This is a genomic window from Streptomyces sp. NPDC034670 (assembly GCF_055574875.1).
Genome location: NZ_JBVITR010000002.1, coordinates 67130 through 92472, shown reverse-complemented (window position 1 = coordinate 92472; position 25343 = coordinate 67130). Strand labels below are relative to the sequence as shown.

The following is a 25343-nucleotide window of genomic DNA, read 5'->3' as shown; positions in this document are numbered from 1 at the left end:
TGTCCTCTCGCTCCGCCCCGCCCCCCCCACCCCCCCCCCCACCCCCCTCCCCCCCCCCCCCCCCCCCCCCCCCCCCCCCCCCCCCCGCGCCGGCGCGGCGGATCCCGGCGGCCCCGGCCGGGGAGCCCGAGTCCGGCCCGGACCTCGGGGCGCGGCCTGACGCCCGCCGCGCCGTGCGCGGCGGGCCTTCACCGCCGCCGTCCGCCCGGAGTGGCCGCGCGGCCCGGAATGAGGCCGGGGGCAGGTGCGCGGCCTGTGCGCCCGCGCCCCGCCCGGCGTCCTCGCGGACCGGGCCGGCCGGGCCGGAAGGTCCCGCGGAGGACGCGTCACCCGGTTGGCGCGCCCCCCGATCTCCGATAACTTAGGCAAGGCTTACCTAAGAGGAGGTTCGGGATGGGTGACGACAGGCAGAGCTGGACGGCCGCGCCGGGCACGGCGGAGCGGGCCCGCTCGGTGCTCGCCGCCGCGTGGTCCTGCGCGGTGACCGCCGAGGGCGCCCGGGAGGAACTCGTCGGCGCGCACACGGTGACCGACGACGGGCGCGTGCTGCTGCACGTGCCCGAGGACAGCGCCCTGTCCGCCGCCGCGCTCTGCGCGCCCCGCGGCGAACCGTCCGCCGTGCTGGAGTTCGCCGACGTCGCCCCCGTCCCGGTCCGCGGCAGGATCCGCGCCCGGCTGTGGCTCGCCGGCCGGTTCCGCGCCGAGGACGGCCGTCTCGTCCTCAAGCCCACGCGGGTGGTGCTGCGCCGGAGGTCCGGCGCGGTGGCCGTCGACCCCGACGAGTTCGCCGCGGCCGCCCCCGACCCCCTCGCCACGGCCGAGGCCCGGCTGCTGACCCATCTCGCCGACTGCCACGCCGACGCGGTCGAACGGCTGACCCGCCTGGTCGACGCCCGCAGCCTGCACGGCGCGGTCCGCGTCCGGCCGCTCGCCGTCGACCGGCACGGGCTGACGCTGCGCGTCGAGCGCGTCCGCACCGACGGCGACGTACGGCTGCCGTTCCACGCCCCCGCCGACGACGTCGCCGAACTCACCGAACGCATGCGCGTGCTGCTCTCCCAGGCGAGCGCCGTGTCCTGCCCCCGCCCCCTGCGGCGGCAGCGCGCGGACCGCGACGGGTGAGGCGAACGGCCCGCCCGCGGACCCCGGCCCGCCGCAGTCCTCGCCCCCGTGGAACACGCTGACGGCGTCCGGCGGCCCCGGCCGGGCGGGCGAACGCGCGCCGCGCCTGCGGGGCTCCGTCACACGGAACGGCGGGCGGCGTCGTGCCGGTTCCGGCGCAGCCGGTCCGGCGCGCGCAGCCGGTCCCGCAGCCGGGTGAGCCGCGGTCGCCGCTCGCGCTGCTGGCGGGTGTGGTGGTCCAGTTCCTCCAGCAGGCGGCGCGCGCGGTGCTCGGTGTCCATCTCGTCCAGGATGCGGTTGACCTCGGTCAGCACCGCGCCGTACAGCTGCCACTGGCGGGGGGAGTGCCGGACGTTCTCGAGGAGGAGCTGGGCCAGCTTGTCGCGGGTGGCGCGGGCCTGCCGCAGCTCGGAGGTGAGCCGCTCCTCCGCCGATTCGGCGCTCGTGCTCACACTGGTGGTCACCAGCACCGCGTAGCTGACCACGGCGTCGGCGATCTCGGACAGCAGCTGCTCGAAGACGGCGCCCGTCTCCGGCTCGAACAGCCGCTCCGGCTCGCGCGCCTTGGTCAGGTCGGTCAGCGAGCGCGCCAGGACCCGCAGCACCACCGTGCAGATCTCCAGCGTGTCCAGTCCGGTGCGCAGCACCACCCGGTGCAGCAGGCCCTCGCGCACCCGCGGATTGAGCCGCAGGCTGTCCTCCGCCTGCCGGAGGTCCGCGTCCACCTCGGAGATGTCGTGGTCCAGGCGGCGGGCCTCGTACAGGCGCTCCGTCGCCCGCTCCGCGGGCGGACGGCCCGCCGCCTCCTCACCGATCCGCAGCATCAACTGCCTCATCCGCCGCGCCAGTTCCTCGATCGACTGGCCGGCCTCCTCCACCCACACCGGCGGGGCCAGCAGCAGGTTGAACCCCATCCCGACGAACGCCCCGATCAGCGTCTCCACGATCCGGGCCCAGGCGAGGTCCCCGTGGGCGGTCACCCCGAGCACCAGCATCGCGCTGATCGCCACCTCGGGAACGAACTCGTCCACGCGCACGAGACGGCCGACCAGGAGCGAGGCCAGGATGAGCAGGCCCAGGCTCCACCAGGTCAGACCCACCAGGAGGCTGAAGAGGATGGCCACGACGACCCCGGCCACCACGGCGTTCACCCGCCGCACCCCGGTGGTGAGCGTGGAGTACAGGGTGACCTGGACGACCAGCAGCGCGGTCAGGGGCGCGGTGAGGGGTGCGGCCTCCGGGCTCAGTCGCACCGCGATCACGTAGGAGACCGTCGCCGCGGCGGTCGAGCGCAGCGTCTGCACGGCCACCGGGTCCCTGCGCTGCTTGACGAACCGTACGGCCGCCGCCGTCCACTCACGTACCTCTTGCATCCCCGGACGGTTCCCCTTCCTCAGAGATATCGAACGTCTTTGTGGCCGAAGGTAGTCGGCCGGAGGACAGCCGGGGCGGCCGGGAACCCGTGCCGGTCCTGGGGGAAACCCCCGGGCGCACCGCGGTTTTCCGCACCCCGGGACGGGGGCGGACCGGATGGTGCGGTGCGGCGCGGCGCGCAAGCCTGGTCCCATGAGACGTCATCGGACCCGAACCGTTCCGGCCATGATCCTCACGTGCGCCACGCTCGGCGCGATGACGGCGGGCGCCGCGGCCGCCCCCGGAGCGCAGGCCGGACCCGCGGCGCCGCCCCCTCCCGCGCCGGTCGTTCCCGCCGCCCCCTCCGGGGAGGCGCCCCCGGCGGTCGTCGCCGCGCTCGACCGCGCCGCGCACCCGCTGCGCTCCGTCGAGCCGGGAGGCGACACCCGCGACCTGCGCCCGCTGGACCGCATGGTCGGCGACGCGCGGGTGGTCGGCCTGGGCGAGGCCACCCACGGCTCGCACGACTTCTTCGCCCTCAAGGACAGGGTCTTCCGCCGGCTCGTCGAGGAGAAGGGGTTCCGCACCTTCGTCCTGGAGGCGCCCTGGAGCACCGGCCTGCGCCTCGACGCGTACGTCGTGCACGGCGAGGGGGACCCCCGGCGCATCATGCGTGAGGAGTTCCAGCGGGACTACCGGTGGTGGAACACCACGGACCACCTGCGGCTCATCGAGTGGATGCGCGCGTACAACGTGCGCCACCCCGACGATCCCGTGCGGTTCGCGGGCGACGACACCGCCTGGACCGGACCCGAACTGTACGACCGGGTCGCCGCGTACGTGGCCGAGCACCGTCCCGGGCTCTCGGCCCGCTTCGCCGCGCTGTACCGGGGACTGCGTCCGACCGTGGCCACCGGGGAGTACATCGAGCGGTACCTGGCCAGGCCGTACGCCGAACGCCGGGAGATGGCGGAGCGCACGGGGGAGGCGCTGCGGCTGCTGCGGGAGCGGAAGCCCGGGGAGGACCGGGAGGCGCACGCCTGGGCGGTGCAGCACGCGCGGGCGATCGACCGGACCGCCCGCCAGTACGCCTTCGACTTCACCTCGCCCGAGCAGATCGCCGAGGCGATGCGCCACCGGGACGAGGCCATGGCCGCCAACGTCCTCTGGTGGCAGCGGCACACCGGCACCCGGGCCGTCGTCTCCGCGCACAACGACCACCTCGGCTACGTCTCCGCGGACCCCGCCCACTACCCGAAGGTGCAGGGGGCGTACCTGCGCGACCGCCTCGGCCCGGGCTACGTCAGCGTCGGTGTGTCCTTCGGCCGGGGCTCGTTCAACGCCACCGGCCCGGACGGCACCGTCCGGCGCTGGACCCTGGGGCCCGCGGAACCGGGGAGCAACGAGCACGCCCTCGACCGGGTCCGCCACCGCGACCACGTGATCGACCTGCGGACCGTGGGCGCACCGGCCGACGCGTGGCTGAGCCGGGCCCGGCCGACCCGGCGGATAGGCACCGACTACCCGGACGGCCCCTACGAGGTCGCCCTGGGCCGCAGCCACGACGTCCTGGTCCACCTCCACGAGGTGCGGGCCGCCCGGCCGCTGGACCGCTAGGGCCTGTCGTTTGGATCACCCTGGCGTCGCGGGGTCTGGTGCGCACATCTGCCGCGTTGTCGTCGGTCGCCGACGCTCCGCGTCGACTCCCTCCTCCGCCTTGCATCTGCACGCACCAGACCCCGCTCGGCTCGACCGAGACGCACCGTCGGCCACAGCCAGGCTGATCCAAACGACAGGCCCTAGCGCCGGGGCGCCGGGGGACGGGCGGACCTATAGCTTGTCGAGGAAGGCGAACAGGTTGCCCCGCAGGCGGGCGACCTGCTCCTCCAGGGTGAGGCTCTCCTCGAAGCGGGGCCCGCTCTCCGGGACCTTCCTGCCGCGCAGGTAGAGGGAGCAGGCGAGATCGGTGCACATGTAGGCGCCGACCGAGTTGCCCTCGCGGCCGGCCGGGCCCGCCTTGCGCGCGGTCATCAGCGAGACGCCGCCGCGCGGATGGGCCGTCAGGCACAGCGAGCACAGGCTGCGGTGCAGGAAGCCGCGCCGGCCGGGCTGGAACCGCATGGCCACCCCGACGAGACGGTCCCCGCGCTCGGTGACGAGGTAGCTCCGGTCGGGCGCGCCCGGATCACGCCAGCCCAGGAAGTCCAGGTCGTCCCAGGGGAGTTCTCCCAGATCGCGCGGGACGGCCAGGCGCTTGGCGTCGCCCTTGGAGCAGTTGATGAACGAGGCGCGGACGTCCTGTTCGGTCAGCGGTTTCATGGGATCTCCGGTGTGGTCCTGCAGAACCTAGAGGGTTTAGGTTTTCGGTCAGGGTAGATTTCCCGCGGGAGGGGAGGCCAACGGTTTTCCGGAAGGTGCCGTGCCGCGGGCGCGGGGCGCCCCGCCGGCGATCCGCTCGCCGGCCCCGTCCCCGGCGCGGCCCGGTGACGCCGGGAAGCGCGGACCCGTTAGTTCACATCATGAAATAAGGGGAGAGGAAAGTCGCGCCCGGCTGCTGCGCGGCGGTATGTTGCAGGCCGGGCAGTGTTCGGGAAGGAGCCGCATGGCGGGGCGGAGCGGGCGCACGGTGCGCGACCTCAGGCGGGCCAACCGCACGGCCGTGCTGCAGCGGCTCTACTTCGACGGCCCGCTCAGCCGCTTCGAACTCGGCCCGGCGACCGGGCTCAGCTCCGGGTCGGTGAGCAACGTCGTCGCCGACCTCGTCGCCGACGGCCTGGTCGAGGAGGCCGGCAGCGTCGACTCCGACGGCGGGCGCCCGCGCACCCTGCTGCGGGTGGCGCCGGGGAGCGGCCACATGATCGGCGTCGACGTGGGCGAGACCCGGGTGCGCGTCGAACTGTTCGACCTGACCCTCACCGAGCTCGCCCGCGCGCAGCGCCCGCTGGAACAGCAGCGCTACGACGTCGAGGTCATCGCCGGCCACATCCGCTCCGGCGTCGCCGAGGTGCTCACCGCCACCGGACTCGCCCCCGAGCGGCTGCTCGGCGTCGGCATCGGCGTCCCCGGCATCGTCGAGCACACCGGTGACCGGGGCGCCGTCGTGCACGGGCAGACCATCGGCTGGGACGCGGTCCCCCTGGAGTCCCTGCTGCGCGGCGGGTCCGCGCTGCCCGGCACGGTGCCCTGCTTCATCGACAACGGGGCCAGGACCCTCGGCCAGGCCGAGATGTGGTTCGGCGCCGGCCGCGGCGCCCGCAACGCCCTCGTGGTGCTCTTCGGCTCCGGCGTCGGCGCCTGCCTCGTCACCCCCGAGGTGGAGCACGGCCGGGCGGTCGAGTGGGGGCACCTGACCGTACGGGTGCGCGGGCGCCGCTGCCGTTGCGGCGCGCTCGGCTGCCTGGAGGCGTACGCCGGTGCCGAATCGCTGCTCGCCCGGTGGCGTGAGGAGGGCGGCGGCGTGCCGGAGGCCGCCGACGAGGAGACGGCGCTGACCGCGATGCTCGCCGCCGCCTACCCGCCCGACGGCACCGCCGCCGACCCGGTGGCCCTCGCCGTGCTGGAGGAGACCGCCGAGTACCTGGGGGCGGGCCTGTCCGACCTGATCAACCTCTTCCAGCCGGAGCGCATCCTCATGGGCGGCTGGGCCGGCCTCCAGCTCGGCTCCCGCTTCCTGCCCGCCGTGCGCAGGCACGCCCTGTCGTACGCGTTGCGCCACCCGGCCGAGAAGGTGACGATCGAGCTGGGCCGCCTGGGACCCGACGCGGTGACCGTCGGTGCCGCGATCCTGCCGCTCGCCGACTTCTTCGCCCGGGGCGGACGGCGCCCCGAACCGAGCCCCCAGGCCCCGCCGCCCGCCTGGCGCACGGCGCTCCGGGAGCGGGTGCCGCGCTGAGGTTTCGCCGGTCACGGCGGAGGTACCCGCGAGGGCCGTCCACGCGCGACGCGTACGAACGAAGGGAGACGCCGTGACCGATCACCGCCTCGAAGGACCGGGTGGGAGCGGTGCGGGCACCCCCCGCGACCTGCCCGACCAGCAGGCCGGCGCCGGCGAGGACCCCTGGGAGGTCGCGCCCGACGCCGCGGAGCGGGAGAGCGAGAGGGCGGCCGGCGAGTCCGCCGAGCCGCCGGAGTCCGACGACGCCGGACCTGACGTCCCCGACACCGACGAGGCCGGCACGGGCCGGCGGGGCGCCCCGCACTCGGCCTCCGGCAACCCGGAGCAGCCCGTGCCGGACGAGCCGTCGGCGTGACCGGCCGACGCGGACACGGGAGGAGAGCGCGAGGGGGCCCGGGCGGCCGGGGCGTCAGCTCGCCCTGCGCCCCCGCAGCGGCTCGGTGGGCGCCCCCGCGCCCTCCCGCATCCCCTGCAGGAACTCCTCCACCACCTCGGTGGCCGTCCGCGTCGGCTGCCAGCCCAGCTCCGCACGGGCCCGCGTGGAGTCCATCAGCGGCAGCCTCAGCACGGCGTCGAACAGGTGCGGGGAGGCGGGCAGCAGGTGCAGCCCCCAGGCGGCGGCGATCGCCGAGCGAGCCGCGGCGCGCGGCAGCCTGACGCGGCGGGTGCCGAGCATCTCGCCGAGCAGTTCCGCGTCGACCGGCGGGTCGGCGGCGAGGTTGTAGGCGTCCCGGGCGTCGGGGGACAGCACCGCCAGCCGGTAGGCGTGGGCCGCGTCGTCGGTGTGCAGCGCCTGCAGCCGCAGCCCCGGGACGTCGGGCAGGAAGGGCAGCAGGTCGGGCCGGGCCAGCGGACCCGGCAGGAAGCGCCCGCCGAAGATGCGGCGCTGCTCGCTCGCCGACTCCCGCTTGAAGAGGAACGCGGGCCGCATCCGCACCACCCGCGTCCCGGGGTGGTCGCGCTCGAACGTGTCCAGGGTCCGCTCCAGGTAGGCCTTCTCCCGGCAGTACGCGGCGTCCGGCCAGCCGTGCGTCGGCCAGGACTCGGTCACCGCGTGGTCCTTCGGGCCGGGCGAGTACGCCCCGACCGACGAGGCGTGCACCAGCACGGGCACCCGCGCCTCCGCCACCGCGTCGAACACCCGGATGCTGCCGAGGACATTGGTGCGCCACGTGGTCGCCGGGTCGTGCGTCGGCTGGAACGCCCAGGCGAGATGGATCACCGCGTCGGCGCCCGTGAACTCCTCGACGAGATCGAACCGCCGCGAGGTCAGGTCCACCGCCGACCACTGCGTCTTCGGCGGCGACCACTCGGGGACCCGCCGGGCCAGCCCCCGGACGGAGGCGACCCGCGGCTCCTCCGAGAGCACGCGCACCACGCTGGTCCCGACGTTGCCGGTGGCGCCCGTGACGACGACCCTCATGCCCGTTCCACTGCTCACCTTCGGCTCCTCTCGACCGCGTGCTCCGGCGGAGCGGGCCGGGTACCCCTCCTGCCGCGGGGCAAAAAGGAAGCCCCGGCCGTGACGGGGGGATCACGGCCGGGGCGGTCGAGGGGTGTGGGCGCGGACGGCGGTCGCCTCTCGGCGAAAGGCTCCACAGGGCTTCAGCCGAACGATCGTCCCTGTGGGCGGAAGGTGAGGCCCGGGGACACTGTCCCGTCCGCACCCACGCCTCGTTCAACGGGAGACCGCTCCCGGCTGTTCCGTGGTCCGGCCCCTTTTGGGGTGATGTGCGTCACCCGTCCCGGGTGTCGGGGGCGAGGTCGGCCCAGAGGTTCTCCGCCTGGAGCAGCAGCGTGCCCAGGACGGCCGTCCGCGCGGAGCCCTGCCCGGCCTGTTCGCGCAGCCCCTCCTGGAGCCTCTCGTGGAGCTCCCGCATCACCGTCTCGGTCCGCTCGTCCAGGCGGGGGTCCGGCGGCCCGCCGCCGTCCAGCAGGCCGTCGGCCTCCGCGTGGCAGGCGTCACCGAGCAGGTCCAGCAGGTCGGCGTAGCAGCGCAGGACGGACGCGTCGGGCGGGGCGGGGGTGCGGTTCTCGTCGGCGGCCACCGCCAGGGTGCGGGTGAGCGACATGACGTGCCCGGTGACGCGGCCGAACCGCTCGTCCTCCTCCTCCGGCGGCAGGGCCTTGGCCGGCGCCCGGTGCAGGGCGCGCAGCATCCCCGAGGTCAGCCGCAGGCTCTCCTCGCTCCAGCCGCGCGCCGAGCGCAGCGCGTCCACGCGGTCCTGCAGGCGGACCGAGGCGGCGTGCCGGTCGGCCGCGCTCTTCGCGTCCCACTCGCCCCCGTGCAGGTCCCCGGCGACGTCCCGCAGGACGTCACCCGCCTCCCGGGCGAGCGCCGCCAGGTTCTCCCGCACGTCACGCAGGTGGATCGGCGGCAGGACGAGCGCGTTGACGGCCACGCCGATGAAGGCGCCGAGCGCCGCCTGCCCCAGCCGGTGGCCCACGGCGACGGCGCTCACCGTCCCCGAGGCGATCGTGAACACCGCCGTGGTGGCGGCGTAGATGCCCTGGTCGCCGAAGCGGGGCCAGTTCGACAGCAGCACCAGCAACGGCAGGGACAGGGCGAGGGCGCCCGTCGTGTCGTCGGTGATCGCCTGGGCCCCCGAGGCGACCAGGGCCCCGACGCAGATGGCGGCGAACTGGCGCGTCCCCTGCACCAGCGAGCTGTACACGGTGGCCTGGACCAGGACCAGCGCCACCCAGGGCGCCATCAGGGCCATCGGGTCGTCCAGCCACACCTGCGCCACCAGCCAGGCGAGCAGGGCCGCCGCGGCGGCCTTCAACGACTGGACGAACAGGTCCCGCTCCCGCCCGGGTCCCCGCCGGGCGGCGCGCGCCGCCCGGTGGACGCCCTGCGCCTCCCGCCGTACGGCGTCCGCCACCCGCGACACCGGGTTCGTCCGCCCGGTGTCCTCTCCGAGCCGCACCTCATCCCTCGCGTACGTCATACGCCGCGGGTATCCCGGTCGCGCGGGGCCTCATGCCCCCGTGATCCACGTCCCGGCGCCCTCACGCCAGGGGGCTTCGCGACAGGGACGCCAGGAGGTGGGCCGGGTCGTCGTAGACCGCGTCCGCGCCGGCCTCCACCAGGTCGGCGCGCGGGATGCCGCCGCACAGCACGCCCACGCAGCGCACTCCGGCGCGGCTGCCCGCCCGCATGTCCCACACGGTGTCACCGACGAACACCGCGCGCTCCGCGGGGACCCCGGCGAGCTCCAGGGCGTGCTCGACGGGTTCCGCCGAGGGCTTGCCCTCGGCGACGTCGTCGGCGCTCGCCGTGGCGGTGATCGCCTCGTCCGCGTCGATCGCCCGGCGCAGCGCGCTCAGCTCGGCACCGCCGGCCGAGGTGGCGAGCACGACCTTCCAGCCGTCCCGGTGCAGCCGCCCGAGCAGCCGGCCGGCGTCCGGCAGCGCGGGCAGCCGGTCGAAGTACTGCCCGTACAGCGCCTTGTGCGCGGCGCTCAGCTCCCCGTCGCGGTCCTTGTCCCGGTCCTCGCCCAGCAGATGGGCGACCAGGTCGGAGGAGGGCAGGCCCACGGCCCGGTGGACGGCGTGCATGGGCACCCGGTGGCCCGCCTGCCGGAAGGCCTCCCACCACGCCGTCACGTGCAGGTGGTTGGTGTCGACCAGCGTGCCGTCGACGTCGAATACGGCAGCCCGTTCCATCTGCGGTCCTTTCGTCTCCTCACCGGCCCTCCGGGTACCACATCGGCCGCCGGTCACGCCGGAGGCGCCCTCCGTCCCCGGCCGGGCGCCTCGGCCGGCTCCCCCCCACCGCCTCCCCGTCGCGGACCCCCGGCCCCCCGAGGGGGCGTACGCCCGCACGGCCGAAGCGCGGTTTGTCCGGCGGGCCCCCGGGTACTGCGATGCCTCGTTCCGTCCCGAGCCGACCAGGAGGCCCGCATGTCCGCTCCCACCGACCCCCGCGGCAAGGTCGCCGTGATCACCGGCGCCGACTCCGGCATCGGCCGGGCCACCGCCGTACGCCTGGCCGCCGCGGGCATGGACGTCGGCATCACCTGGCACAGCGACCGCGAGGGCGCCGAGCGGACGGCCGAGGAGGTCAGGGCGCACGGGCGCCGGGCGGAGGCGGCGCAGATGGACCTCACCCGGCTGCCCGCCGCCGCGGACGCCGTGGACGAGCTGGGCGAGCGGCTGGGCCGTATCGACGTGCTGGTCAACAACGCCGGCACGGGCACGATGACGCCCTTCCTCGAGCTGGAGCCGGAGAAGGTCCGGGAGGTCCTCGACGTCGATCTGGTCGGCCCGTTCCTGTGCGGGCAGAAGGCGGCGCGGCACATGATCCGGCAGGGCGACGGGGGCCGCATCGTCAACGTCACCTCCGTCCACGAGCACCAGCCGCGGGTGGGCGCCGCGCCGTACTGCGCGGCCAAGGGCGGCCTGGGGCTGCTCACCCAGGTGATGGCGCTGGAGCTCGCCGAGCACGGCATCACCGTCAACGCGGTCGCCCCGGGCGAGATCGCCACGCCCATGACCGGCCAGGAGGACACCGACCCGCACACCGAGAGCCGCCCCGGCGTCCCGCTCGGGCGGCCCGGCGACGCGCGTGAGGTCGCGGCCGTCATCGCCTTCCTCGCGGGACCGGACTCCTCGTACGTCACCGGCGCGTCCTGGAGCGTGGACGGCGGCATGCTCAGGATGGGCCCGCAGGCCGGCTCGCACCTGACGAGCGACGACTGGCGGCGGCCCTGAGGGGGCGGGGCCCCGCGCGGCGGCCCGGGACGTGCACACCGCGCCCGCGCGGTTTGCGCTCTACCCTCGAGACATGACCGAAAGCGCGAGCCCGCACCTGTCGTTCCCGCGGATCATGGTGCTCGGGGTGCAGCCCGGGAGACCGCCGTTCCGGATCGTGGAGATCGACGGGCAGGTGGTCGGCGAGGCCAGGGCCGTCACCGACGTGCTGCAGGCGGCCGCCGCGTTCGGGATCACGGTGCACGACCTGGACGATCCGGACGTGGTCCGCTGGGTGGGCGGGGACAAGTTCACCTGGACCGTGCACTAGGGCCTTCCGGGTGGGCCGGGCCGGGCTCGCGAGGCCCGGTCCACACGAAGGCCCCCGGGCGGCACCGGACCCGGCCCCGGGCGACGAGGACGTCCGGGGCCGGGTCCGCCGTCACTCCTTAGGCCTGCGCGCGTGCACGGCCCGGCTCAGCCGCCGTCCCACGAGCAGGTAACCGATCAGCGCCCCGGAGGTGTTCAGGATGACGTCGTCGACGTCGAAGGCGCGCCCCGTCACCAGGGCGCCCTGCGCGGTCTCCACCAGCAGCATCACGACGGCGGTCAGCACCAGGACCCGCAGGAACCCGCGGGTGCGCGGTGCGACGACCGGCACGAGGACGCCGAAGGGCACCCCGAGCAGGATGTTGCCGCCCACCTGGCGCACGGCGTCGCGCAGCGCGGGCTGGTCGAGGTAGGCCCGCAGCGAGCGGCCCGGGTGCAGGTTGGTGTGGGTCAGCGCCTCCGAGGCGGGGGAGGGCTGCAGCGTGAGCCGGGCCAGGACCACCGCGAAGGCGACCATGACCACGAAGGCGCACAGCATCGCCAGCAGTCTCAGGGGCAGCGGGAGCGGACGCCGTCCGTCCTCCTCCCCGCCTCCGCGCCCGGACGGTGCGGGACGCCGGTGCGTCAGGGAGCGCGGACGTGGGGCGGCGCGGGCCATGGAATCCTCCAGTCTTCGACTTCTTCGTGTGCCAACCCGGTCACCCGGTCAATCGCCGTAGGTGACCCGTACTTCCTCGAACCCCAGGGAACGCAGCAGGCCTTCGAGCATCTCCGTGGTGTTGGTCTCGGCCCGGGCGGTCAGCCCGCTCTCCTTCGCCGCCTCGCCGATGTGCCGCACCGCGAGCTTCTGCACGGCCTGTTCGCTGCCCGGGTTGTCCGAGAAGAGGTCGCCGAGCCGGTCGAGCAGCCCGCGCTGCTTGGAGACGGCGTAGGAGCGCTCGGGGTCCAGGGCCGGAGTGCCCAGACGGGCGCGGGGCAGCCGCAGCACGGCGGACGTACGGTCCTCGTCGACCCGCACGTCGTCCTCGTCCAGCCCGCCGAGGTCGACGTAGGCGTCCACGGTGCCCGCGCCCACGTACAGCGTGCGGCTGCCGCGGACGGCGTCGGGCAGGAACCTGGCGTCCTTCTCCAGGTCCACCACGACCTGGAAGTTCCCCGAGGCCGCGTCGTAACGGCTGATGTCCCGGACGGACTCCAGCAGCGCGGGGCCGGAGCGGTCCCGGGTCTCCGTGCCGAAGAGGTCCTTCAGGCCCGGCAGCACGCTCAGCCGGATGCCGGCGAACAGCACGGCGAGCAGCAGTACCACCGCGATCAGCGCCTTCCCCCAGCCCGGCACGCGGGCGGGGAGGCGACCGGGGGGATGTGTCATGGCGGCGGCCCTCCTTCCTCCTGTCCGGATGCCCCTCGACGGGCGGCGCAGACAAGGGAGTTGGAGGGAGCCGGCGGCCGGGCGGCGTCGCCGGGGGCACGGGGGGCGCACGCCCCGCACGGCCGGCGCCGAACCGTCGCCGCCGCGCCCGCCGAGGGTGCGGCGCGTCCACGGCGGGTCCGTCAGGGCCCCGTCCGGCGCACCGCCCGCCGAGCGGGGCTCTTGGCCCTCACGCCGGGCCGGACGCTGCTCTGGACTGTGCCAGGGCCGCGTCCAGCGTCGGGAGCGGGGGCAGCAGACGGGCCAGGTCGGTGATCCGCAGCATGCGCAGGGTCAGCGGATGGGCGCAGACCAGGGACAGCCGGCCCTGGGCGGCCGGGACGCGGTGCCGGGCGCGGAACAGCAGGCGCAGGCCCGAGCAGTCGAAGAACTCGACCCGGGTCAGATCGATCACGATCCGGGCGTCCGGGACCGCCGTCGCCGCGTCCAGGTGCGGGACGATCTCCTCGGCCGCGGCGATGTCGATCTCACCGCGGAACTCCAGCACCGTGTGTCCCCGCTCCTGACGAACGCGCAGATGCCGGGTGAGCGGTGCAGGTCCGTACCGCACGACGCCATCTCCTCCAGCCTGCTCCGTGAAGGGGCGGCGCCGGCTCCAACACCGCTTCCCGCCCTGCAAGTTACCCTCGACCGATAGAATTTGAGCATGCTCGATTGACATATGTCTTTGAATTGCGATCGAGTTCTTCCCCCGTTCTCGCGGAACGTGCGCACGGTGCGGGCCCGCGCGCGAGCGGTCCGGCTCCGCCCGTGCGCGGGCCCGGGCGGCGGTCAGTCGACCACCAGGACCAGCTTCCCGGTGGTCCGGCCGGTCTCACCCCGGCGGTGCGCCTCGGCGGCGTCGGCGAGGGGGAACGTGCCGGCGATCGTGGCGCGCAGCTTGTCCGCCTCGACCAGCTCGGCGATCGCCCGCATACCGGTGTGATCGGCGTCCACCAGCATCCGCACCGCCCGGACCCCGAGCCGCCCGGCCTCCTCGTGGAACTCCGGGGACCCCACCGGCAGGATCGACACCACGATCCCGCCCGGGCGCAGCACGCGCAGGGAACGCAGCGCGTAGTCGCCGCCGATCGTGTCCAGCACGACGTCGACGTCCTTCAGCACCTCGGCGAAGTCCGTCTCCCGGTAGTCGACCGGCTCGTCCACGCCGATGCCGCGCAGGAAGTCGTGCTTGCCCGCGCTCGCCGTGCCGATCACGTACGCGCCGCGCGCCTTCGCGATCTGCACGGCCACGTGCCCGACCCCGCCGGCCGCCGCGTGGACCAGCACCCGCTGTCCCGACCGCAGGCCGGCCCGCTCCACCAGGGCCTGCCAGGCGGTGAGCGAGACCAGCGGGAGCGCGCCCGCCCGGACGTGGTCGACACCGGCCGGCTTGCGGACGAAGGCGCGGGCCGGGGCGGTCACGTACTCGGCGTGCGAGCCGTGGCCGAACGGGTAGGGCAGCATGCCGAAGACCTCGTCGCCGGGCTCGAACAGGGCGACGCCGACGCCCACCTCCTCCACCACCCCGGAGACGTCCCAGCCGAGCACGAACGGCGGCTCGCCGAGGAAGCCGCCCGTCTCGCGGTGCTTCCAGTCGGTGGGGTTGACCCCGGCGGCCCGCACCCGGACCAGTACCTCGTTCGGGCGCGGAACCGGACGCGGGAGCCGCATTTCCCTCAGGACCTCGGGACCGCCGAGGACGTCCTGGCCGATGGCGCGCATCGTGTTGTCGTTGCTCATGCCGTTCAGCCTGCCGGACCGGCCGCCGGTCGGACAGTGGGGGGCCGGCCACCCCCCGGCGGACGAGGAACCGGCACGGCACCCCGGACGGGTCGTGGCCCCCGTCCGAAGCGGCGTTCGCTCCTTCCGCGCCGGGCGGGGCGGACACGGCCGTGAGCGCACCGGTTTCACCCGTTCGGGTGAAGCCGGGGGCGTGTCCGGCTGAAGGGCGGCGCCCCCGGCGCCCGTCCGCCCCGGGCGCGCCCCCCGGGGGCGTCGCCGCTGGCCTGCCGCCGCCCGCTCCGACGGCGCGCCGGGCGGAGCGAACACCCTTGAAGGACAAGCCACTTGGGCGCTGTACGAGCGTGTTCCCCGCGGAAGCCCCCGTGCGCGGGACCCGACTGAATCCCGCGAGCGGGGATAGGTGTCACCTACCGGGCGGGGGCAGGAGCGCCCCGCGCCCCGGACCCTGCGGAGGAGACATGGCACTGGTGACTGCGGGCGTCGTGGTGCTCGACTGCGCCGAACCCGAGAAACTCGCCGAGTTCTACAAGGAGCTGCTGGCGGCGGAGGCGGTCGACGCCCACGCCAACCGGGTGGAGGTCCGGACCGCCGACGGCTTCCGCCTCGCCCTGCGCCGTGACGTCAACGCGACCGCGCCGAGCTGGCCCCGCCCCGAGAACTCCCTCCAGGTGCACCTGGAGTTCGTGGTGGACGACCTGGACACGGTGGAACGCCGGATCGTGAGCCTCGGCGGCCGCCCGGTGGACACCGGCGACGCCTTCGGCCCCACGGAGGAGCGCGGCTACTCCGACCCGGCCGGCCACTCCTTCACGGTCCGCCGGGGAGCACCGACGGCACCCAAGCAGGGCTGACCCTCCACCGCGCACGCGACCGCCCCTCCCGCGCCGGTCCCGGAGGACGGCGCGGAAGGGGCGGTCGCGTGCGGCCGGTCGCGGCCGGGTCAGTCGCGGCCGCCCCCGTCGGGGGCCGGCCAGACACCGGTGGAGCGTTCGATGGCCTTGGCGCCCGCACGGTCCACGGCGCTGCGCACCACCGCGAAGATGGCGCCCTGGATCGCCGCGGCCAGCAGGATCTCGCCCCAGCGGCGGTCCCGGTCCAGCGCGTCGGGCGCGTCGTCCTCGTGCCGGATCACCTTCCAGGTCTTCTGGAAGGCGAGGCCCGCCAAAGTACCGCTGGCCCAGCCGAGGGCGAACCCGACGGGCTTGTACGCCAGGGGGAGTTTCTTCTTCTTGCTCTTCTTCGCCACGTGGGTCTCCTTGATCCGTTTGCCTTCGGTGGACGGGGACGGGGCGGTCAGGGACGGCCCCGGCCCGGGATCTCCTCGCCGGCCGGCACCGGCCCCGGCGGGGTCCCGTCCCCGAACGGCCGGCCGCCCAGCTCCTCGCGGTGATGGGGCGTCAGCCAGCCGGACAGGTCGGGGCCGAGCGGCACGACGCCGGACGGGTTGATCCCGGTGTGCACCTGGTAGTAGTGCCGCTTGATGTGGTCGAAGTCGACGGTGTCGCCGAAGCCGGGCGTCTGGTACAGGTCCCGGGCGTACGCCCACAGCACCCGGTCCTCCGTCAGCTTCCACCGGTTGCACTTGAAGTGGCCGTGGTACACGGCGTCGAACCGCACCAGGGTGGTGAACAGGCGGATGTCCGCCTCGGTGAGGGTGTCGCCGACGAGGTACCGCTGCCCCTCCAGCCGGCGCGCCAGCCACTCCAGCCGCCGGAACACGTCCGTGCACGCGGCCTCGTAGTCCTCCTGGCCGGTGGCGAAACCCGCCCGGTACACCCCGTTGTTGACGTCCTGGAAGACGTCCTCCATGACCGAGTCGATCTCGTCGCGCCGCGCCCGCGGGTACAGGTCGGGAGCCCCCTCGCGGTGCAGGGCCGTCCACTCGGTGGCGAGGTCGAGGGTGATCTGCTGGTAGTCGTTGGTGACGAGCCTGCCGCTCGGCACGTCCACGATCGCCGGCACGCTCACCCCGCCCGGGTAGTCCGTCTCCCGCCGGTCGTACGCCTCGCTCAGGTACCGGATGCCGAGGACCGGGTCCCGGCCGTCCGGATCCAGGGTGAAGCGCCAGCTGCGGTCGTCCTGGAGGGGATCGACGACGGCCAGGGACAGCGCGTCCTCGAGTCCGAGCAGCCGCCGGGACACCAGCGCGCGACTCGCCCACGGGCAGGCACGGCTGACGACGAGCCGGTAGCGCCCGGCCTCCACCGGCCATCCGTCCCCGCCGTCGGCGGTGATCCGGTCGGCGAAGTGCGCCTTCGACCGCTTGAACGCCTTCCTGCCGTAGGAGCTGTTGCCGATGCCCCCGTCGTCGCGGGTCATGGTGCTCTCCTCCTCGCCGTGCGGATGTCCCTGTCACCACGTTCCCCGTTTTCGGCGGTCGGCACGGTGTGACCCGGCCCGGCCGGGGCAATCGCCCGACGTGAGTACACGATCGGATCGCAGAACCCGGGTCACCGTGCTGGTGGCGCTCGCGGCCAATCTGGTGATCGCGGCCGCCAAGACCGTCGGAGGACTGGTCGCGGCCTCTCCGGCGCTGCTGTCGGAGGCGGCGCACTCGGTGGCCGACAGCCTGAACGAGGTGTTCCTGCTGGCCGCGTTGCGGCGCAGCCGGCGCCCGGCCGACCGCCGGCACCCCTTCGGATACGGCAAGGAACGGTTCTTCTGGTCGCTGCTCGCCGCCGTCGGGATCTTCGTGATGGGCGGTTGCTTCTCCTTCTACCAGGGCGCCGAGGCGCTCCGCGGCGGAGAGGAGGAGGACCTCGGCGGCTACGTGGCGGGACTGGTCGTGCTCGGTGTGGCCCTCCTCGCCGAGGGCGGCTCGCTGCTGCGGGCCCTGTACCAGGTGCGCGGGCAGGGCGGTACGGTCCGGGCCCTGCGCGACCCGGCGCTGCGCACGGTGGTCGCCGAGGACGGCACCGCGGTGGTGGGCGTCACCCTGGCCATCGCGGGCATGGGGCTGCACATGGCCACCGGACAGGTGGTGTGGGAGGCGGCCGCCTCGCTCGCCATCGGCGCGCTGCTGGTCTACGTGGCCTACCGGCTGGGACGCGAGGCACGCGACCAGCTGATAGGGGAGGCCGCGGACCCGGAGGTGAGCGGGCGGATCCGGGAGCTGCTCCGGGCGCAGCCGGAGATCGACAGCGTGGAGGCCCTGTTCACGATGAAGACGGGCCTCGACACCGTCCTGGTGGCCGCCCGCGTCGATCTGGTGCCCGGCCTGGACAGCGAGCGGGTGGAGGAGGTCTCCGTACGCATCAAGCGGTCCATCGCCGGTCTGGTCCCCGAGGCGGAGCAGGTCTTCCTCGACGTCACCGACCGGCACGCCCCCGACGCGCGGGAGGCGTGGGAGAGCCCCGCCGCGACGGGGGAACGCGGCGGGGCCTGACCCACGCGTGCCCGGCGGCCGGCGCTTCATGCGCGCCCGGTCCCGGAAAGTTCCCCCGGGCCGCCCGGCCGCCCCGCGGCGGTGCGTGCCGGGCGGCCCCTCGCGTCAGGCCCCGTCGTCCGGCTCCAGCACGAACACCGGGATCTCCCGGTCCGTCTTCCTCTGGTAGTCGGCGTACGGGGGGAAGGCCTCGACGGCGCGCTTCCACCACTCGGCCTTCTCGTCCCCGGTGACCTCACGGGCGGTCATGTCCCGCTTCACCGGCCCGTCCTGGAGCTCGGCCCGCGGATCGGCCTTGAGGTTGTGGTACCAGACCGGGTGCTTGGGCGCTCCGCCCAGCGACGCCACGACCGCGTAGCGCCCCTCGTGCTCGACCCGCATCACCGGCGTCTTGCGCAGCTTGCCGCTCCTCGCGCCCCGGCTGGTCAGCACGACGACGGGCCTGCCCGTGTCCCCCAGCGTGGTGCCCTCCGTGCCGCCGGAGCTCTCGTACAGCTCCACCTGTTCGCGCACCCACTGCGTCGGGCTGGGTTCGTACTCGCCCTCGAGAGGCATGGCAACCGTCCCATCGTTGTCGCGTCCTGCGGCCGACTCGATCACACATGCAACACCTCCGCACCCGGAGTTCATCCGAGCCGGGCCACCCGGTCGGTCCCGGGGGCGCCCGGGTCAGGCCGCCCGCAGCAGCAGGACCGCCGCCTCGCGGGCCCGGACCGCGGGCTCCGTGGTGCGCGTGATGCCCGCGGTGACCATCGCGCCCTCGGCCAGCAGGTACAGCTGCCCGGCCACGGCGTCGGGCCGCCCGGCGTCGGCGACGAGGCGGGCGAGGTAGGCGCGGAACGCTCGCTTGTGCGCCCGGACGCGGTCGGCCACACGGGGAGAGGTGGCGCCGAGCTCCCCGTGGGCGTTGACCCAGGCGCAGCCGCGGAAGTCCGGTTCGGCGAACCACTCCTCGAGCCGGTCGAAGACGGCCAGGACGCGCCGCTCCGGGTCCTCGTACCGGTCGACATGGGCGGCGAGCCGCTCGCGCCAGCGTGTGTCGCGCCGCTCCAGGTACGCCTCCACCAGCAGTTCCTTCGAGGGGAAGAGCTGGTAGAGGCGCTTGAGGGAGACCCCGGACGTGCCGCGCACGTCGTCCATGCCGACGGAGTGCACCCCGCGCCCGTAGAACAGCCTCTCCGCGGCGTCCAGTGCCCGTTCGCGGGCGGCTGCGCTGTCCATGGACCGACCACTCCTTGACGTGAGAACGAACGTTCTCCTACGGTAGCAAGCCCGGGGAGAACGCTCGTTCTCCCCGGGTCCTTCCCGGCCCGCCCCTCCCAGGGAGACACCGTGACCGCTCGCCCGCCCCTGCCCCCGTTCACCCGCGAGACCGCCGCGCAGAAGGTCCAGGCCGCCGAGGACGCCTGGAACACCCGCGACCCGCACCGGGTCGCCCTCGCCTACGCGCCGGACTCGGTGTGGCGCAACCGCGACACCTTCGTCACCGGCCGCGACGCGATCGTCGAGCTGCTGACCGCCAAGTGGGAGCGGGAGCGGGAGTACGCGCTGCGCAAGGACCTCTGGGCCTTCGACGGCAACCGCATCGCGGTGCGCTTCCAGTACGAGTGCCGGGACGCCGACGGCCGGTGGTGGCGCTCCTACGGCAACGAACTGTGGGAGTTCGACGAGCACGGCCTGATGACCCGGCGCGAGGCGAGCATCAACGACGTGCCGATCGCGGAGCGGGACCGCCGCATCCTCGGACCGCGCCCCGAGGCGGAGCGGGGCCGCGGCCTTCCGCTCCGGTGACCCGGTCGGGGACCGGGCCCCGCGGGCGCCGGGGGAGCGGCCGGCGCCGCGCCGGGCGCCGCGCGCCGGTGGCCCCTCGGGCCGCTAGGGTTTCCGGGTGACCGAACTGGCCGAGCAACACGGGAAACCCTTCCTCTACGTCGTGGTCTGCGCCGCCGGAGTCGCCGCGGGCGTCAGCAAGCTGATCACCGCCGCGCAGGAGCGGGACTGGGAGGTCGGCGTCATCGCGACCCCGGTCGCCGTGAACGGCTTCTTCGACACCGCCGCCGTCGAGGCGCAGACCGGCCGCCCCGTCAGGTCCGCCTGGCGCACCCCGGGCCAGCCGCGGCCCTTCCCGGCGCCCGACGCCGTGGTGGTCGCGCCCGCCACCTTCAACACCCTCAACAAGTGGGCGGCCGGCATCGCGGACACCCTCGCCCTCGCCACCCTGTGCGAGGCCGCCGGCCTCGGCGTGCCGATCGCCGCCCTGCCGTGCGTGGCCGACGCGCTGGCGGCCCACCCCGCCTACCGGGAGAGCCTGACGCGGCTGCGCGGCATGGGCGTGCGCTTCGGCGACCCCTCCACCGCACCGGCGCAACCGGACGGCGGGCCGCCGGAGTTCGGCTGGGAGCAGGTCCTGGACCTCGTGCGGCGGAGCTGACGCCCGGCCGGCCGAGGACGCCCTACAGCTCGTCCACCAGGGTCATCTCCGCCCAGATGGTCTTGCCGTCGGCGGTGTGCCTGCTGCCCCAGCGCTGGGTGAGCTGCGCGACCAGCAGCAGTCCCCGGCCGCCCTCGTCCCAGGTCTTGGCCCGCCGCAGGTGCGGGGCCGTGTGGTTGGTGTCGGACACCTCGCAGATCAGCGTCGAGGCGTCGTGGATCAGCCGCAGCCGGATCGGCGGAGCCCCGTACCGGATGGCGTTGGTGACCAGCTCGCTCACCACCAGTTCGGCGGTGAACGACGCCTCGGTGAGCGCCCAGTCGGCCAGCTGGTCGAGGACCTGCTTGCGGACGGGGGCGACCAGCGCCGGGTCGGCGGGGACGTCCCAGGTGGCGACCTGGGACGAGGGCAGTCCGTGGGTCCGGGCCAGCAGCAGGGCCACGTCCTCGGGCGTGCCGCCCGGCGGGAGCAGGGTGCCCAGGATCCGGTCGCAGGTCTTGTCGAGCGAGCCGGAGGCCTGCGACAGCGCCTCGCGGAGCAGGGCCTGGCCCACCTCCGCGTCCCGCCCGCAGGACGTGACGAGCCCGTCGGTGTAGAACGCCAGCACCGTCTTCTCGGGCAGCTCGAACTCGGCCGACTCGAACGGCAGCCCGCCCGTGCCCAGCGGCGGGCCGGAGGGCAGGTCGAGCTGCCGGGCCGGACCGCCCGGCGGGATCAGCACCGGCGGGGGGTGCCCCGCCCGCGCCAGGGTGCAGCGCCGCGACACCGGGTCGTACACCGCGTACAGGCAGGTCGCGCCGACCTCCCCGGGGCCGGTGTCGCCGCTCCACTCGTACGCCAGGTGCTGGGCCAGGTCGTTGAGGTGGGTGAGCAGTTCGTCGGGGGCCAGGTCGATGTCGGCGAGGGTGCGCACGGCGGTGCGCAGCCGGCCCATGGTCGCGGAGGCCTGGATGCCCTGGCCGGCGACGTCCCCGACCACCATGGCCACCCGCATCCCGGACAGCGGGATCACGTCGAACCAGTCGCCGCCCACACCGGAGCGCGCGGCCGGCCGGTAGCGGGTGGCCGCCTCCACGGCCGCCGTGCGCGGCAGGGTGCGGGGGAGCAGGCTGCGCTGGAGCGTGAGGGTGGTCTCGCGTTCGCGGGAGTAGCGGCGGGCGTTGTCGATGCAGACGGCGGCGCGCGCGGTGACCTCCTCGGCCAGCAGCACGTCGTCGTGGGTGAAGGGCTCGGGGTGCCGGAAGCGGGTGAAGGCGGCGACGCCGAGGGTGGTGCCGCGCGCCTGGAGCGGGACGGACATCATCGAGTGGACGCCGAACTCCCGGACCTGCCGGGCGTGCGCCTCGTCCACCGCGAGCCACGGGTCGAGGTCGCCGGACTCCCTCGAGGCCACGATGCTGTGGCCGGCGATCAGCGAGTCGGCCTGGGGCGCCGAGGCCGGGTAGACGACCACCTCGCCCACGTGGACGACCGACTCGGGGCTGTCCGGGGTGAGGGAGTGGTGGGCGACCCGCAGCAGCGAGACCGGCGTGGCCGGCGGGCCGGCGAAGTCGCCGCCGGGCTCCTCGGGCTCGAGCAGGTCCACGCTGACGAAGTCGGCGAGCGCGGGCACGCACACCTCCGCCAGCTCCTGCGCCGTACGGGTGACGTCGAGGGTGGTGCCGATGCGGATGCTGGCCTCGTTGACCAGTTGCAGCCGCTCCCGCGCCCGGAACTGCTCGGTGAAGTCGTGGGCCGTGACGCACACGCCCCGCACCCGGCCGGAGTCGTCGGTGAGCGGCGCGAGCCGGGCCAGCCAGGCGTGCGAGTGGTCCTCGCTGGTGGCCTTCATGTGCGTCTGCATGTCGTGCGGCCGGCCGGTGCGCAGCACCCGGCGCAGGTGCCGCTCCAGCTCGGAGTGCTGGGGGCGGCCGCCGATGTCGGTGGGCCTGAGCCCGCGCAGGTGGTCGGGCGGGAGTCCGAGGAGGTCCGCCATGGCGTCGTTGACCCCGCGCAGCCGCAGCCGGTCGTCGAAGACCATGGTGGCGCAGGGCGACTGGAACACCGCCCTTCTGACCAGCGGGTCGTCGGGCAGCGCGTGCTCCGTGATCTTCAGCGGGGTGACGGCGAGCCAGTCACCGGGGCCGCCGTCGGACGGCTGCCGCCGGTGGGCGAGCACCCACACGGTGACGGTGCCGCCGGCGCGGTGCCGCAGCGTGAGCGAGCCGCTCCAGCGCGCGTCCACCGGGAGGCGGGGCGTCCCGGCCCGGTCGGCCAGCAGCTCGGCGGCCGGGCGGCCGACGACCTCCTCGGCCTTGTGCCCGAGCAGCAGGCGCGCGCCCTCGCTCCACCGCGTGAGCGTGCCGTCGGCGGCGATGACGGCCCGGGCCGTCACCGCATCGTCGAACGGGTCGTCCGGCCTCATCGTCGCCACTCCATCGCGCACACTCACCGTGAACCGGTGCACCGCCTGAGTTCCAGCCTAGTGCGTCACGGCCCGGCGCGGAGCGGAACCCCGCCCGGCCGCCGCGCCGTGCGGTTCGGTCCCCCCTGTTGACGGGGTGTCACTCCTGCCACAACCATGGTCCGCGTACGGCAGGTGGGAGCGCTCCCACCACACGTGCGCCCCTTCCCGCGCCACTCCCGCCTCCCCAGAGGAGCCCAGACGTGGACAGACGCAGAACCGCCCTGCTGCCCCTGGCCGGCCTGCTGGCGGCCGCGCTCACCGCGCTGCCCGCCGCACCCGCCGGGGCCGACGAGGCCGAGCAGGTCAGGAACGGCACCTTCGACACCGGCATCGACTCCTGGTGGGCCTCGGCGAACGTCACCGCGGGCCCGTCCGACGGCCGCCTGTGCGCGGACGTCCCCGGCGGCACCGCCAACCGCTGGGACGCCGCCGTCGGGCAGAACGACATCACGCTGGTGAAGGGGGAGTCGTACCGCTTCTCCTTCACCGCGACCGGCTCGCCCGCGGGGCACGCCGTCCGGGCGATCGTCGGCCTGTCGGCGGCCCCGTACGACACCTATTACGAGGTCACCCCGCAGCTCGGTGTCTCCGGCGACACGTACACCTACACCTTCACCTCGCCCGTCGACACCGCCCAGGGCCAGGTCGGCTTCCAGCTCGGCGGCGGCGCCGACCCCTGGCGGTTCTGCGTGGACGACGTGTCCCTGCTCGGCGGGGTCGAGCCCGAGCCGTACGTGCCCGACACCGGGCCCCGGGTCCGCGTCAACCAGGTCGCCTACCTGCCCGCCGGACCGAAGAACGCCACCCTCGTCACCGACGCCGTCGAGCGCCTGCCCTGGGAGCTGAAGGACGCCGCCGGCAAGGTGGTCCGGCGGGGCTGGACCGTGCCGCGGGGCGTGGACGCGTCCTCCGGACAGAACGTCCACTCCCTCGACTTCGGCGCCCACCGGGGGCGCGGCACCGGCTACACGCTCACCGCGGACGGCGAGACCAGCCGGCCCTTCGACATCGACGCGAGCGCCTACGAGCGGCTGCGGCTGGACTCGGCGAAGTACTACTACACCCAGCGCAGCGGCACCCCGATCCGCGACGACCTGCGCCCCGGCTACGGGCGCCCGGCCGGACACGTGGACGTGGCGCCCAACCGGGGCGACGGCGCGGTGCCCTGTCAGCCGGGCGTGTGCGACTACACCCTCGACGTCACCGGCGGCTGGTACGACGCGGGCGACCACGGCAAGTACGTCGTCAACGGCGGCATCAGCACCTGGGAGGTGCTCAGCACCTACGAACGCGCCCGGCACGCCCGCACCGGCGAGGCGGACAAGCTCGGCGACGGCACGCTGGACATCCCGGAGAGCGGCAACAAGGTTCCGGACATCCTCGACGAGGCCCGCTGGGAACTGGAGTTCCTGCTGAAGATGCAGGTGCCCGAGGGCGAGCCGCTGGCCGGCATGGCCCACCACAAGATCCACGACGAGCAGTGGACCGGGCTGCCCCTGCTGCCCAGCGACGACCCGCAGAAGCGGGAACTGCACCCGCCGACCACCGCCGCCACCCTCAACCTCGCGGCCACGGCCGCCCAGGCGGCACGCCTGTACCGGCCCTACGACAGGGAGTTCGCCGCGAAGGCCCTGACGGCCGCGCGCAAGGCCTGGACGGCGGCCCTCGCCCACCCGGAGCGGTACGCCGACCCGGACGACGGCATCGGCGGCGGCGCCTACCCCGACGACGACGTCACCGACGAGTTCTACTGGGCCGCGGCCGAGCTGTACCTCACCACCGGTGAACGGCGGTTCGAGCAGTACGTGCTGAACTCCCCGGTGCACACCGCCGACATCTTCGGCCCGCTCGGCTTCGACTGGGCGCGCACCGCGGCGGCCGGCCGGCTCGACCTCGCGACCGTGCCGAACAAGCTGCCCGGCCGGGACAAGGTCCGCCGCTCCGTGATCCAGGGCGCCGACCGCTACCTGGCCACGCTGAAGGCCCACCCGTACGGCATGCCGTACGCACCGCCCGGTCACGTCTACGACTGGGGCTCCAGCCACCAGATCCTCAACAACGCGGTCGTCCTCGCCACCGCCTACGACCTCACCGGCGCCACGAAGTACCGGGACGGCGCGCTGGAGAGCATGGACTACGTCCTCGGCCGCAACGCGCTGAACATCTCGTACGTCACCGGCTACGGCGAGGTCAGCGCGCACAACCAGCACAGCCGCTGGTACGCCCGCCAGCTCGACCCGGACCTGCCGCACCCGCCGGCCGGCACCCTGTCCGGCGGACCCAACTCCAGCATCCAGGACCCCTACGCCCAGTCCCTGCTCCAGGGCTGCGTCGGCCAGTTCTGCTTCGTCGACGACATCCAGTCCTGGTCCACCAACGAACACACCATCAACTGGAACGCCGCCCTGACCCGCATGGCGTCCTTCGTGGCCGACCAGGGGTAGGGCCGTGGGGGGGGGGGGGGGGGGGGGGGGGGGGGGGGGGGGGGGGGGGGGGGGGGGGGTGTTCTGGCCGCGGAGGGGGGGGGCGAGG

At 74.7% G+C, this 25343-nt stretch carries 25 protein-coding genes; 11 read left to right on the top strand and 14 right to left on the bottom strand.

What is annotated here, in order from left to right:
* Positions 1 to 393 precede the first annotated feature (393 nt).
* The gene (locus ACZ56B_RS01900; RefSeq protein ID WP_468785193.1) at positions 394 to 1122 is read left to right on the top strand and encodes a DUF2470 domain-containing protein; all 729 of its coding nucleotides are present in this window, start codon (positions 394 to 396) and stop codon (positions 1120 to 1122) included.
* A gap of 119 nt (positions 1123 to 1241) precedes the next feature.
* Here ACZ56B_RS01900 and ACZ56B_RS01895 read toward each other — a convergent pair whose 3' ends face one another.
* Positions 1242 to 2495 carry an FUSC family protein gene (locus tag ACZ56B_RS01895; protein WP_468785191.1) on the bottom strand — a complete coding sequence of 418 codons (1254 nt, stop codon included), beginning with the start codon at positions 2493 to 2495 and terminating at the stop codon, positions 1242 to 1244.
* Positions 2496 to 2688: 193 nt separating this feature from the next.
* Between ACZ56B_RS01895 and ACZ56B_RS01890 the strand changes: the two genes are divergently transcribed.
* On the top strand, positions 2689 to 4092 hold the full coding sequence (locus tag ACZ56B_RS01890; protein ID WP_468785189.1) for an erythromycin esterase family protein: 1404 nt from the start codon (positions 2689 to 2691) through the stop codon (positions 4090 to 4092).
* Between the two features lie 213 nt (positions 4093 to 4305).
* Here the strand turns inward: ACZ56B_RS01890 and ACZ56B_RS01885 are convergent, their stop codons facing one another.
* Positions 4306 to 4794, bottom strand: coding sequence for an FBP domain-containing protein (locus ACZ56B_RS01885; RefSeq protein WP_468785187.1), 489 nt, complete (start codon positions 4792 to 4794; stop codon positions 4306 to 4308).
* Between the two features lie 283 nt (positions 4795 to 5077).
* Between ACZ56B_RS01885 and ACZ56B_RS01880 the strand changes: the two genes are divergently transcribed.
* Entirely contained in the window at positions 5078 to 6367 is a 1290-nt protein-coding gene (locus tag ACZ56B_RS01880) for an ROK family protein (RefSeq protein ID WP_468785185.1), read from the top strand.
* A 73-nt stretch (positions 6368 to 6440) separates the two neighbouring features.
* Positions 6441 to 6725, top strand: a complete 285-nt coding sequence (locus tag ACZ56B_RS01875; protein ID WP_468785183.1) for a hypothetical protein — start codon at positions 6441 to 6443, stop codon at positions 6723 to 6725.
* Between the two features lie 54 nt (positions 6726 to 6779).
* Here ACZ56B_RS01875 and ACZ56B_RS01870 read toward each other — a convergent pair whose 3' ends face one another.
* From ACZ56B_RS01870 to ACZ56B_RS01860, 3 genes are all read right to left on the bottom strand, one after another.
* Positions 6780 to 7811, bottom strand: a complete 1032-nt coding sequence (locus ACZ56B_RS01870) for an SDR family oxidoreductase (protein WP_468785181.1) — start codon at positions 7809 to 7811, stop codon at positions 6780 to 6782.
* Positions 7812 to 8106: 295 nt separating this feature from the next.
* Positions 8107 to 9321, bottom strand: coding sequence for an FUSC family protein (locus ACZ56B_RS01865; protein ID WP_468785179.1), 1215 nt, complete (start codon positions 9319 to 9321; stop codon positions 8107 to 8109).
* Between the two features lie 61 nt (positions 9322 to 9382).
* Entirely contained in the window at positions 9383 to 10039 is a 657-nt protein-coding gene (locus tag ACZ56B_RS01860) for an HAD family hydrolase (protein WP_468785177.1), read from the bottom strand.
* A gap of 237 nt (positions 10040 to 10276) precedes the next feature.
* Between ACZ56B_RS01860 and ACZ56B_RS01855 the strand changes: the two genes are divergently transcribed.
* The gene (locus tag ACZ56B_RS01855; RefSeq protein WP_468785175.1) at positions 10277 to 11086 is read left to right on the top strand and encodes an SDR family oxidoreductase; all 810 of its coding nucleotides are present in this window, start codon (positions 10277 to 10279) and stop codon (positions 11084 to 11086) included.
* 73 nt (positions 11087 to 11159) lie between these two features.
* Positions 11160 to 11396, top strand: a complete 237-nt coding sequence (locus tag ACZ56B_RS01850; protein ID WP_468785173.1) for a hypothetical protein — start codon at positions 11160 to 11162, stop codon at positions 11394 to 11396.
* Between the two features lie 111 nt (positions 11397 to 11507).
* Here the strand turns inward: ACZ56B_RS01850 and ACZ56B_RS01845 are convergent, their stop codons facing one another.
* The 4 genes from ACZ56B_RS01845 to ACZ56B_RS01830 form a co-directional block, all read right to left on the bottom strand.
* On the bottom strand, positions 11508 to 12053 hold the full coding sequence (locus ACZ56B_RS01845; protein WP_468785171.1) for a VanZ family protein: 546 nt from the start codon (positions 12051 to 12053) through the stop codon (positions 11508 to 11510).
* Between the two features lie 48 nt (positions 12054 to 12101).
* On the bottom strand, positions 12102 to 12764 hold the full coding sequence (locus tag ACZ56B_RS01840) for a DUF4230 domain-containing protein (protein ID WP_468785169.1): 663 nt from the start codon (positions 12762 to 12764) through the stop codon (positions 12102 to 12104).
* 229 nt (positions 12765 to 12993) lie between these two features.
* On the bottom strand, positions 12994 to 13374 hold the full coding sequence (locus ACZ56B_RS01835; protein ID WP_468785167.1) for an anti-sigma factor antagonist: 381 nt from the start codon (positions 13372 to 13374) through the stop codon (positions 12994 to 12996).
* A gap of 221 nt (positions 13375 to 13595) precedes the next feature.
* Positions 13596 to 14546 (bottom strand): NADP-dependent oxidoreductase, encoded by a 951-nt coding sequence (locus ACZ56B_RS01830; RefSeq protein ID WP_468785165.1) that lies wholly within the window; start codon positions 14544 to 14546, stop codon positions 13596 to 13598.
* Positions 14547 to 15007: 461 nt separating this feature from the next.
* Between ACZ56B_RS01830 and ACZ56B_RS01825 the strand changes: the two genes are divergently transcribed.
* On the top strand, positions 15008 to 15400 hold the full coding sequence (locus tag ACZ56B_RS01825) for a VOC family protein (protein ID WP_468785163.1): 393 nt from the start codon (positions 15008 to 15010) through the stop codon (positions 15398 to 15400).
* Between the two features lie 89 nt (positions 15401 to 15489).
* Here ACZ56B_RS01825 and ACZ56B_RS01820 read toward each other — a convergent pair whose 3' ends face one another.
* Together ACZ56B_RS01820 and ACZ56B_RS01815 are read right to left on the bottom strand one after the other, a co-directional pair.
* Positions 15490 to 15795 (bottom strand): DUF4235 domain-containing protein, encoded by a 306-nt coding sequence (locus ACZ56B_RS01820; RefSeq protein WP_468785161.1) that lies wholly within the window; start codon positions 15793 to 15795, stop codon positions 15490 to 15492.
* Between the two features lie 47 nt (positions 15796 to 15842).
* The gene (locus ACZ56B_RS01815) at positions 15843 to 16868 is read right to left on the bottom strand and encodes a glutathione S-transferase family protein (RefSeq protein WP_468785159.1); all 1026 of its coding nucleotides are present in this window, start codon (positions 16866 to 16868) and stop codon (positions 15843 to 15845) included.
* 100 nt (positions 16869 to 16968) lie between these two features.
* Between ACZ56B_RS01815 and ACZ56B_RS01810 the strand changes: the two genes are divergently transcribed.
* The gene (locus tag ACZ56B_RS01810; RefSeq protein WP_468785157.1) at positions 16969 to 17934 is read left to right on the top strand and encodes a cation diffusion facilitator family transporter; all 966 of its coding nucleotides are present in this window, start codon (positions 16969 to 16971) and stop codon (positions 17932 to 17934) included.
* Positions 17935 to 18039: 105 nt separating this feature from the next.
* Here the strand turns inward: ACZ56B_RS01810 and ACZ56B_RS01805 are convergent, their stop codons facing one another.
* Together ACZ56B_RS01805 and ACZ56B_RS01800 are read right to left on the bottom strand one after the other, a co-directional pair.
* Positions 18040 to 18489 carry a nitroreductase family deazaflavin-dependent oxidoreductase gene (locus ACZ56B_RS01805; protein WP_468785155.1) on the bottom strand — a complete coding sequence of 150 codons (450 nt, stop codon included), beginning with the start codon at positions 18487 to 18489 and terminating at the stop codon, positions 18040 to 18042.
* Positions 18490 to 18603: 114 nt separating this feature from the next.
* Positions 18604 to 19155: a TetR/AcrR family transcriptional regulator gene (locus ACZ56B_RS01800; RefSeq protein WP_468785153.1), complete on the bottom strand. Its 552-nt coding sequence runs from the start codon at positions 19153 to 19155 to the stop codon at positions 18604 to 18606.
* 111 nt (positions 19156 to 19266) lie between these two features.
* Here ACZ56B_RS01800 and ACZ56B_RS01795 point away from each other — a divergent pair, with 111 nt between their 5' ends.
* Both ACZ56B_RS01795 and ACZ56B_RS01790 read left to right on the top strand, forming a co-directional pair.
* Positions 19267 to 19725 (top strand): nuclear transport factor 2 family protein, encoded by a 459-nt coding sequence (locus tag ACZ56B_RS01795; RefSeq protein WP_468785151.1) that lies wholly within the window; start codon positions 19267 to 19269, stop codon positions 19723 to 19725.
* Positions 19726 to 19822: 97 nt separating this feature from the next.
* Entirely contained in the window at positions 19823 to 20365 is a 543-nt protein-coding gene (locus ACZ56B_RS01790; RefSeq protein WP_468785149.1) for a flavoprotein, read from the top strand.
* 22 nt (positions 20366 to 20387) lie between these two features.
* Here ACZ56B_RS01790 and ACZ56B_RS01785 read toward each other — a convergent pair whose 3' ends face one another.
* Positions 20388 to 22769, bottom strand: coding sequence for a SpoIIE family protein phosphatase (locus ACZ56B_RS01785; protein WP_468785147.1), 2382 nt, complete (start codon positions 22767 to 22769; stop codon positions 20388 to 20390).
* 242 nt (positions 22770 to 23011) lie between these two features.
* On the opposite strand from ACZ56B_RS01785, the gene ACZ56B_RS01780 reads away from it, so the two are divergent.
* Positions 23012 to 25255, top strand: a complete 2244-nt coding sequence (locus ACZ56B_RS01780; protein ID WP_468785145.1) for a glycoside hydrolase family 9 protein — start codon at positions 23012 to 23014, stop codon at positions 25253 to 25255.
* Positions 25256 to 25343: the final 88 nt, after the last annotated feature.

Coding starts and splice junctions, on each gene's coding strand:
- ACZ56B_RS01880 (WP_468785185.1), top strand. CDS start 5,078: ATGGCGGGGCGGAGCGGGCGCACGGTGCGCGACCTCAGGCGGGCCAAC.
- ACZ56B_RS01900 (WP_468785193.1), top strand. CDS start 394: ATGGGTGACGACAGGCAGAGCTGGACGGCCGCGCCGGGCACGGCGGAG.
- ACZ56B_RS01800 (WP_468785153.1), bottom strand. CDS start 19,155: ATGGACAGCGCAGCCGCCCGCGAACGGGCACTGGACGCCGCGGAGAGG.
- ACZ56B_RS01860 (WP_468785177.1), bottom strand. CDS start 10,039: ATGGAACGGGCTGCCGTATTCGACGTCGACGGCACGCTGGTCGACACC.
- ACZ56B_RS01890 (WP_468785189.1), top strand. CDS start 2,689: ATGAGACGTCATCGGACCCGAACCGTTCCGGCCATGATCCTCACGTGC.
- ACZ56B_RS01815 (WP_468785159.1), bottom strand. CDS start 16,868: ATGACCCGCGACGACGGGGGCATCGGCAACAGCTCCTACGGCAGGAAG.
- ACZ56B_RS01785 (WP_468785147.1), bottom strand. CDS start 22,769: ATGAGGCCGGACGACCCGTTCGACGATGCGGTGACGGCCCGGGCCGTC.
- ACZ56B_RS01865 (WP_468785179.1), bottom strand. CDS start 9,321: ATGACGTACGCGAGGGATGAGGTGCGGCTCGGAGAGGACACCGGGCGG.
- ACZ56B_RS01885 (WP_468785187.1), bottom strand. CDS start 4,794: ATGAAACCGCTGACCGAACAGGACGTCCGCGCCTCGTTCATCAACTGC.
- ACZ56B_RS01845 (WP_468785171.1), bottom strand. CDS start 12,053: ATGGCCCGCGCCGCCCCACGTCCGCGCTCCCTGACGCACCGGCGTCCC.
- ACZ56B_RS01840 (WP_468785169.1), bottom strand. CDS start 12,764: ATGACACATCCCCCCGGTCGCCTCCCCGCCCGCGTGCCGGGCTGGGGG.
- ACZ56B_RS01895 (WP_468785191.1), bottom strand. CDS start 2,495: ATGCAAGAGGTACGTGAGTGGACGGCGGCGGCCGTACGGTTCGTCAAG.
- ACZ56B_RS01855 (WP_468785175.1), top strand. CDS start 10,277: ATGTCCGCTCCCACCGACCCCCGCGGCAAGGTCGCCGTGATCACCGGC.
- ACZ56B_RS01805 (WP_468785155.1), bottom strand. CDS start 18,489: ATGCCTCTCGAGGGCGAGTACGAACCCAGCCCGACGCAGTGGGTGCGC.
- ACZ56B_RS01850 (WP_468785173.1), top strand. CDS start 11,160: ATGACCGAAAGCGCGAGCCCGCACCTGTCGTTCCCGCGGATCATGGTG.
- ACZ56B_RS01830 (WP_468785165.1), bottom strand. CDS start 14,546: ATGAGCAACGACAACACGATGCGCGCCATCGGCCAGGACGTCCTCGGC.
- ACZ56B_RS01825 (WP_468785163.1), top strand. CDS start 15,008: ATGGCACTGGTGACTGCGGGCGTCGTGGTGCTCGACTGCGCCGAACCC.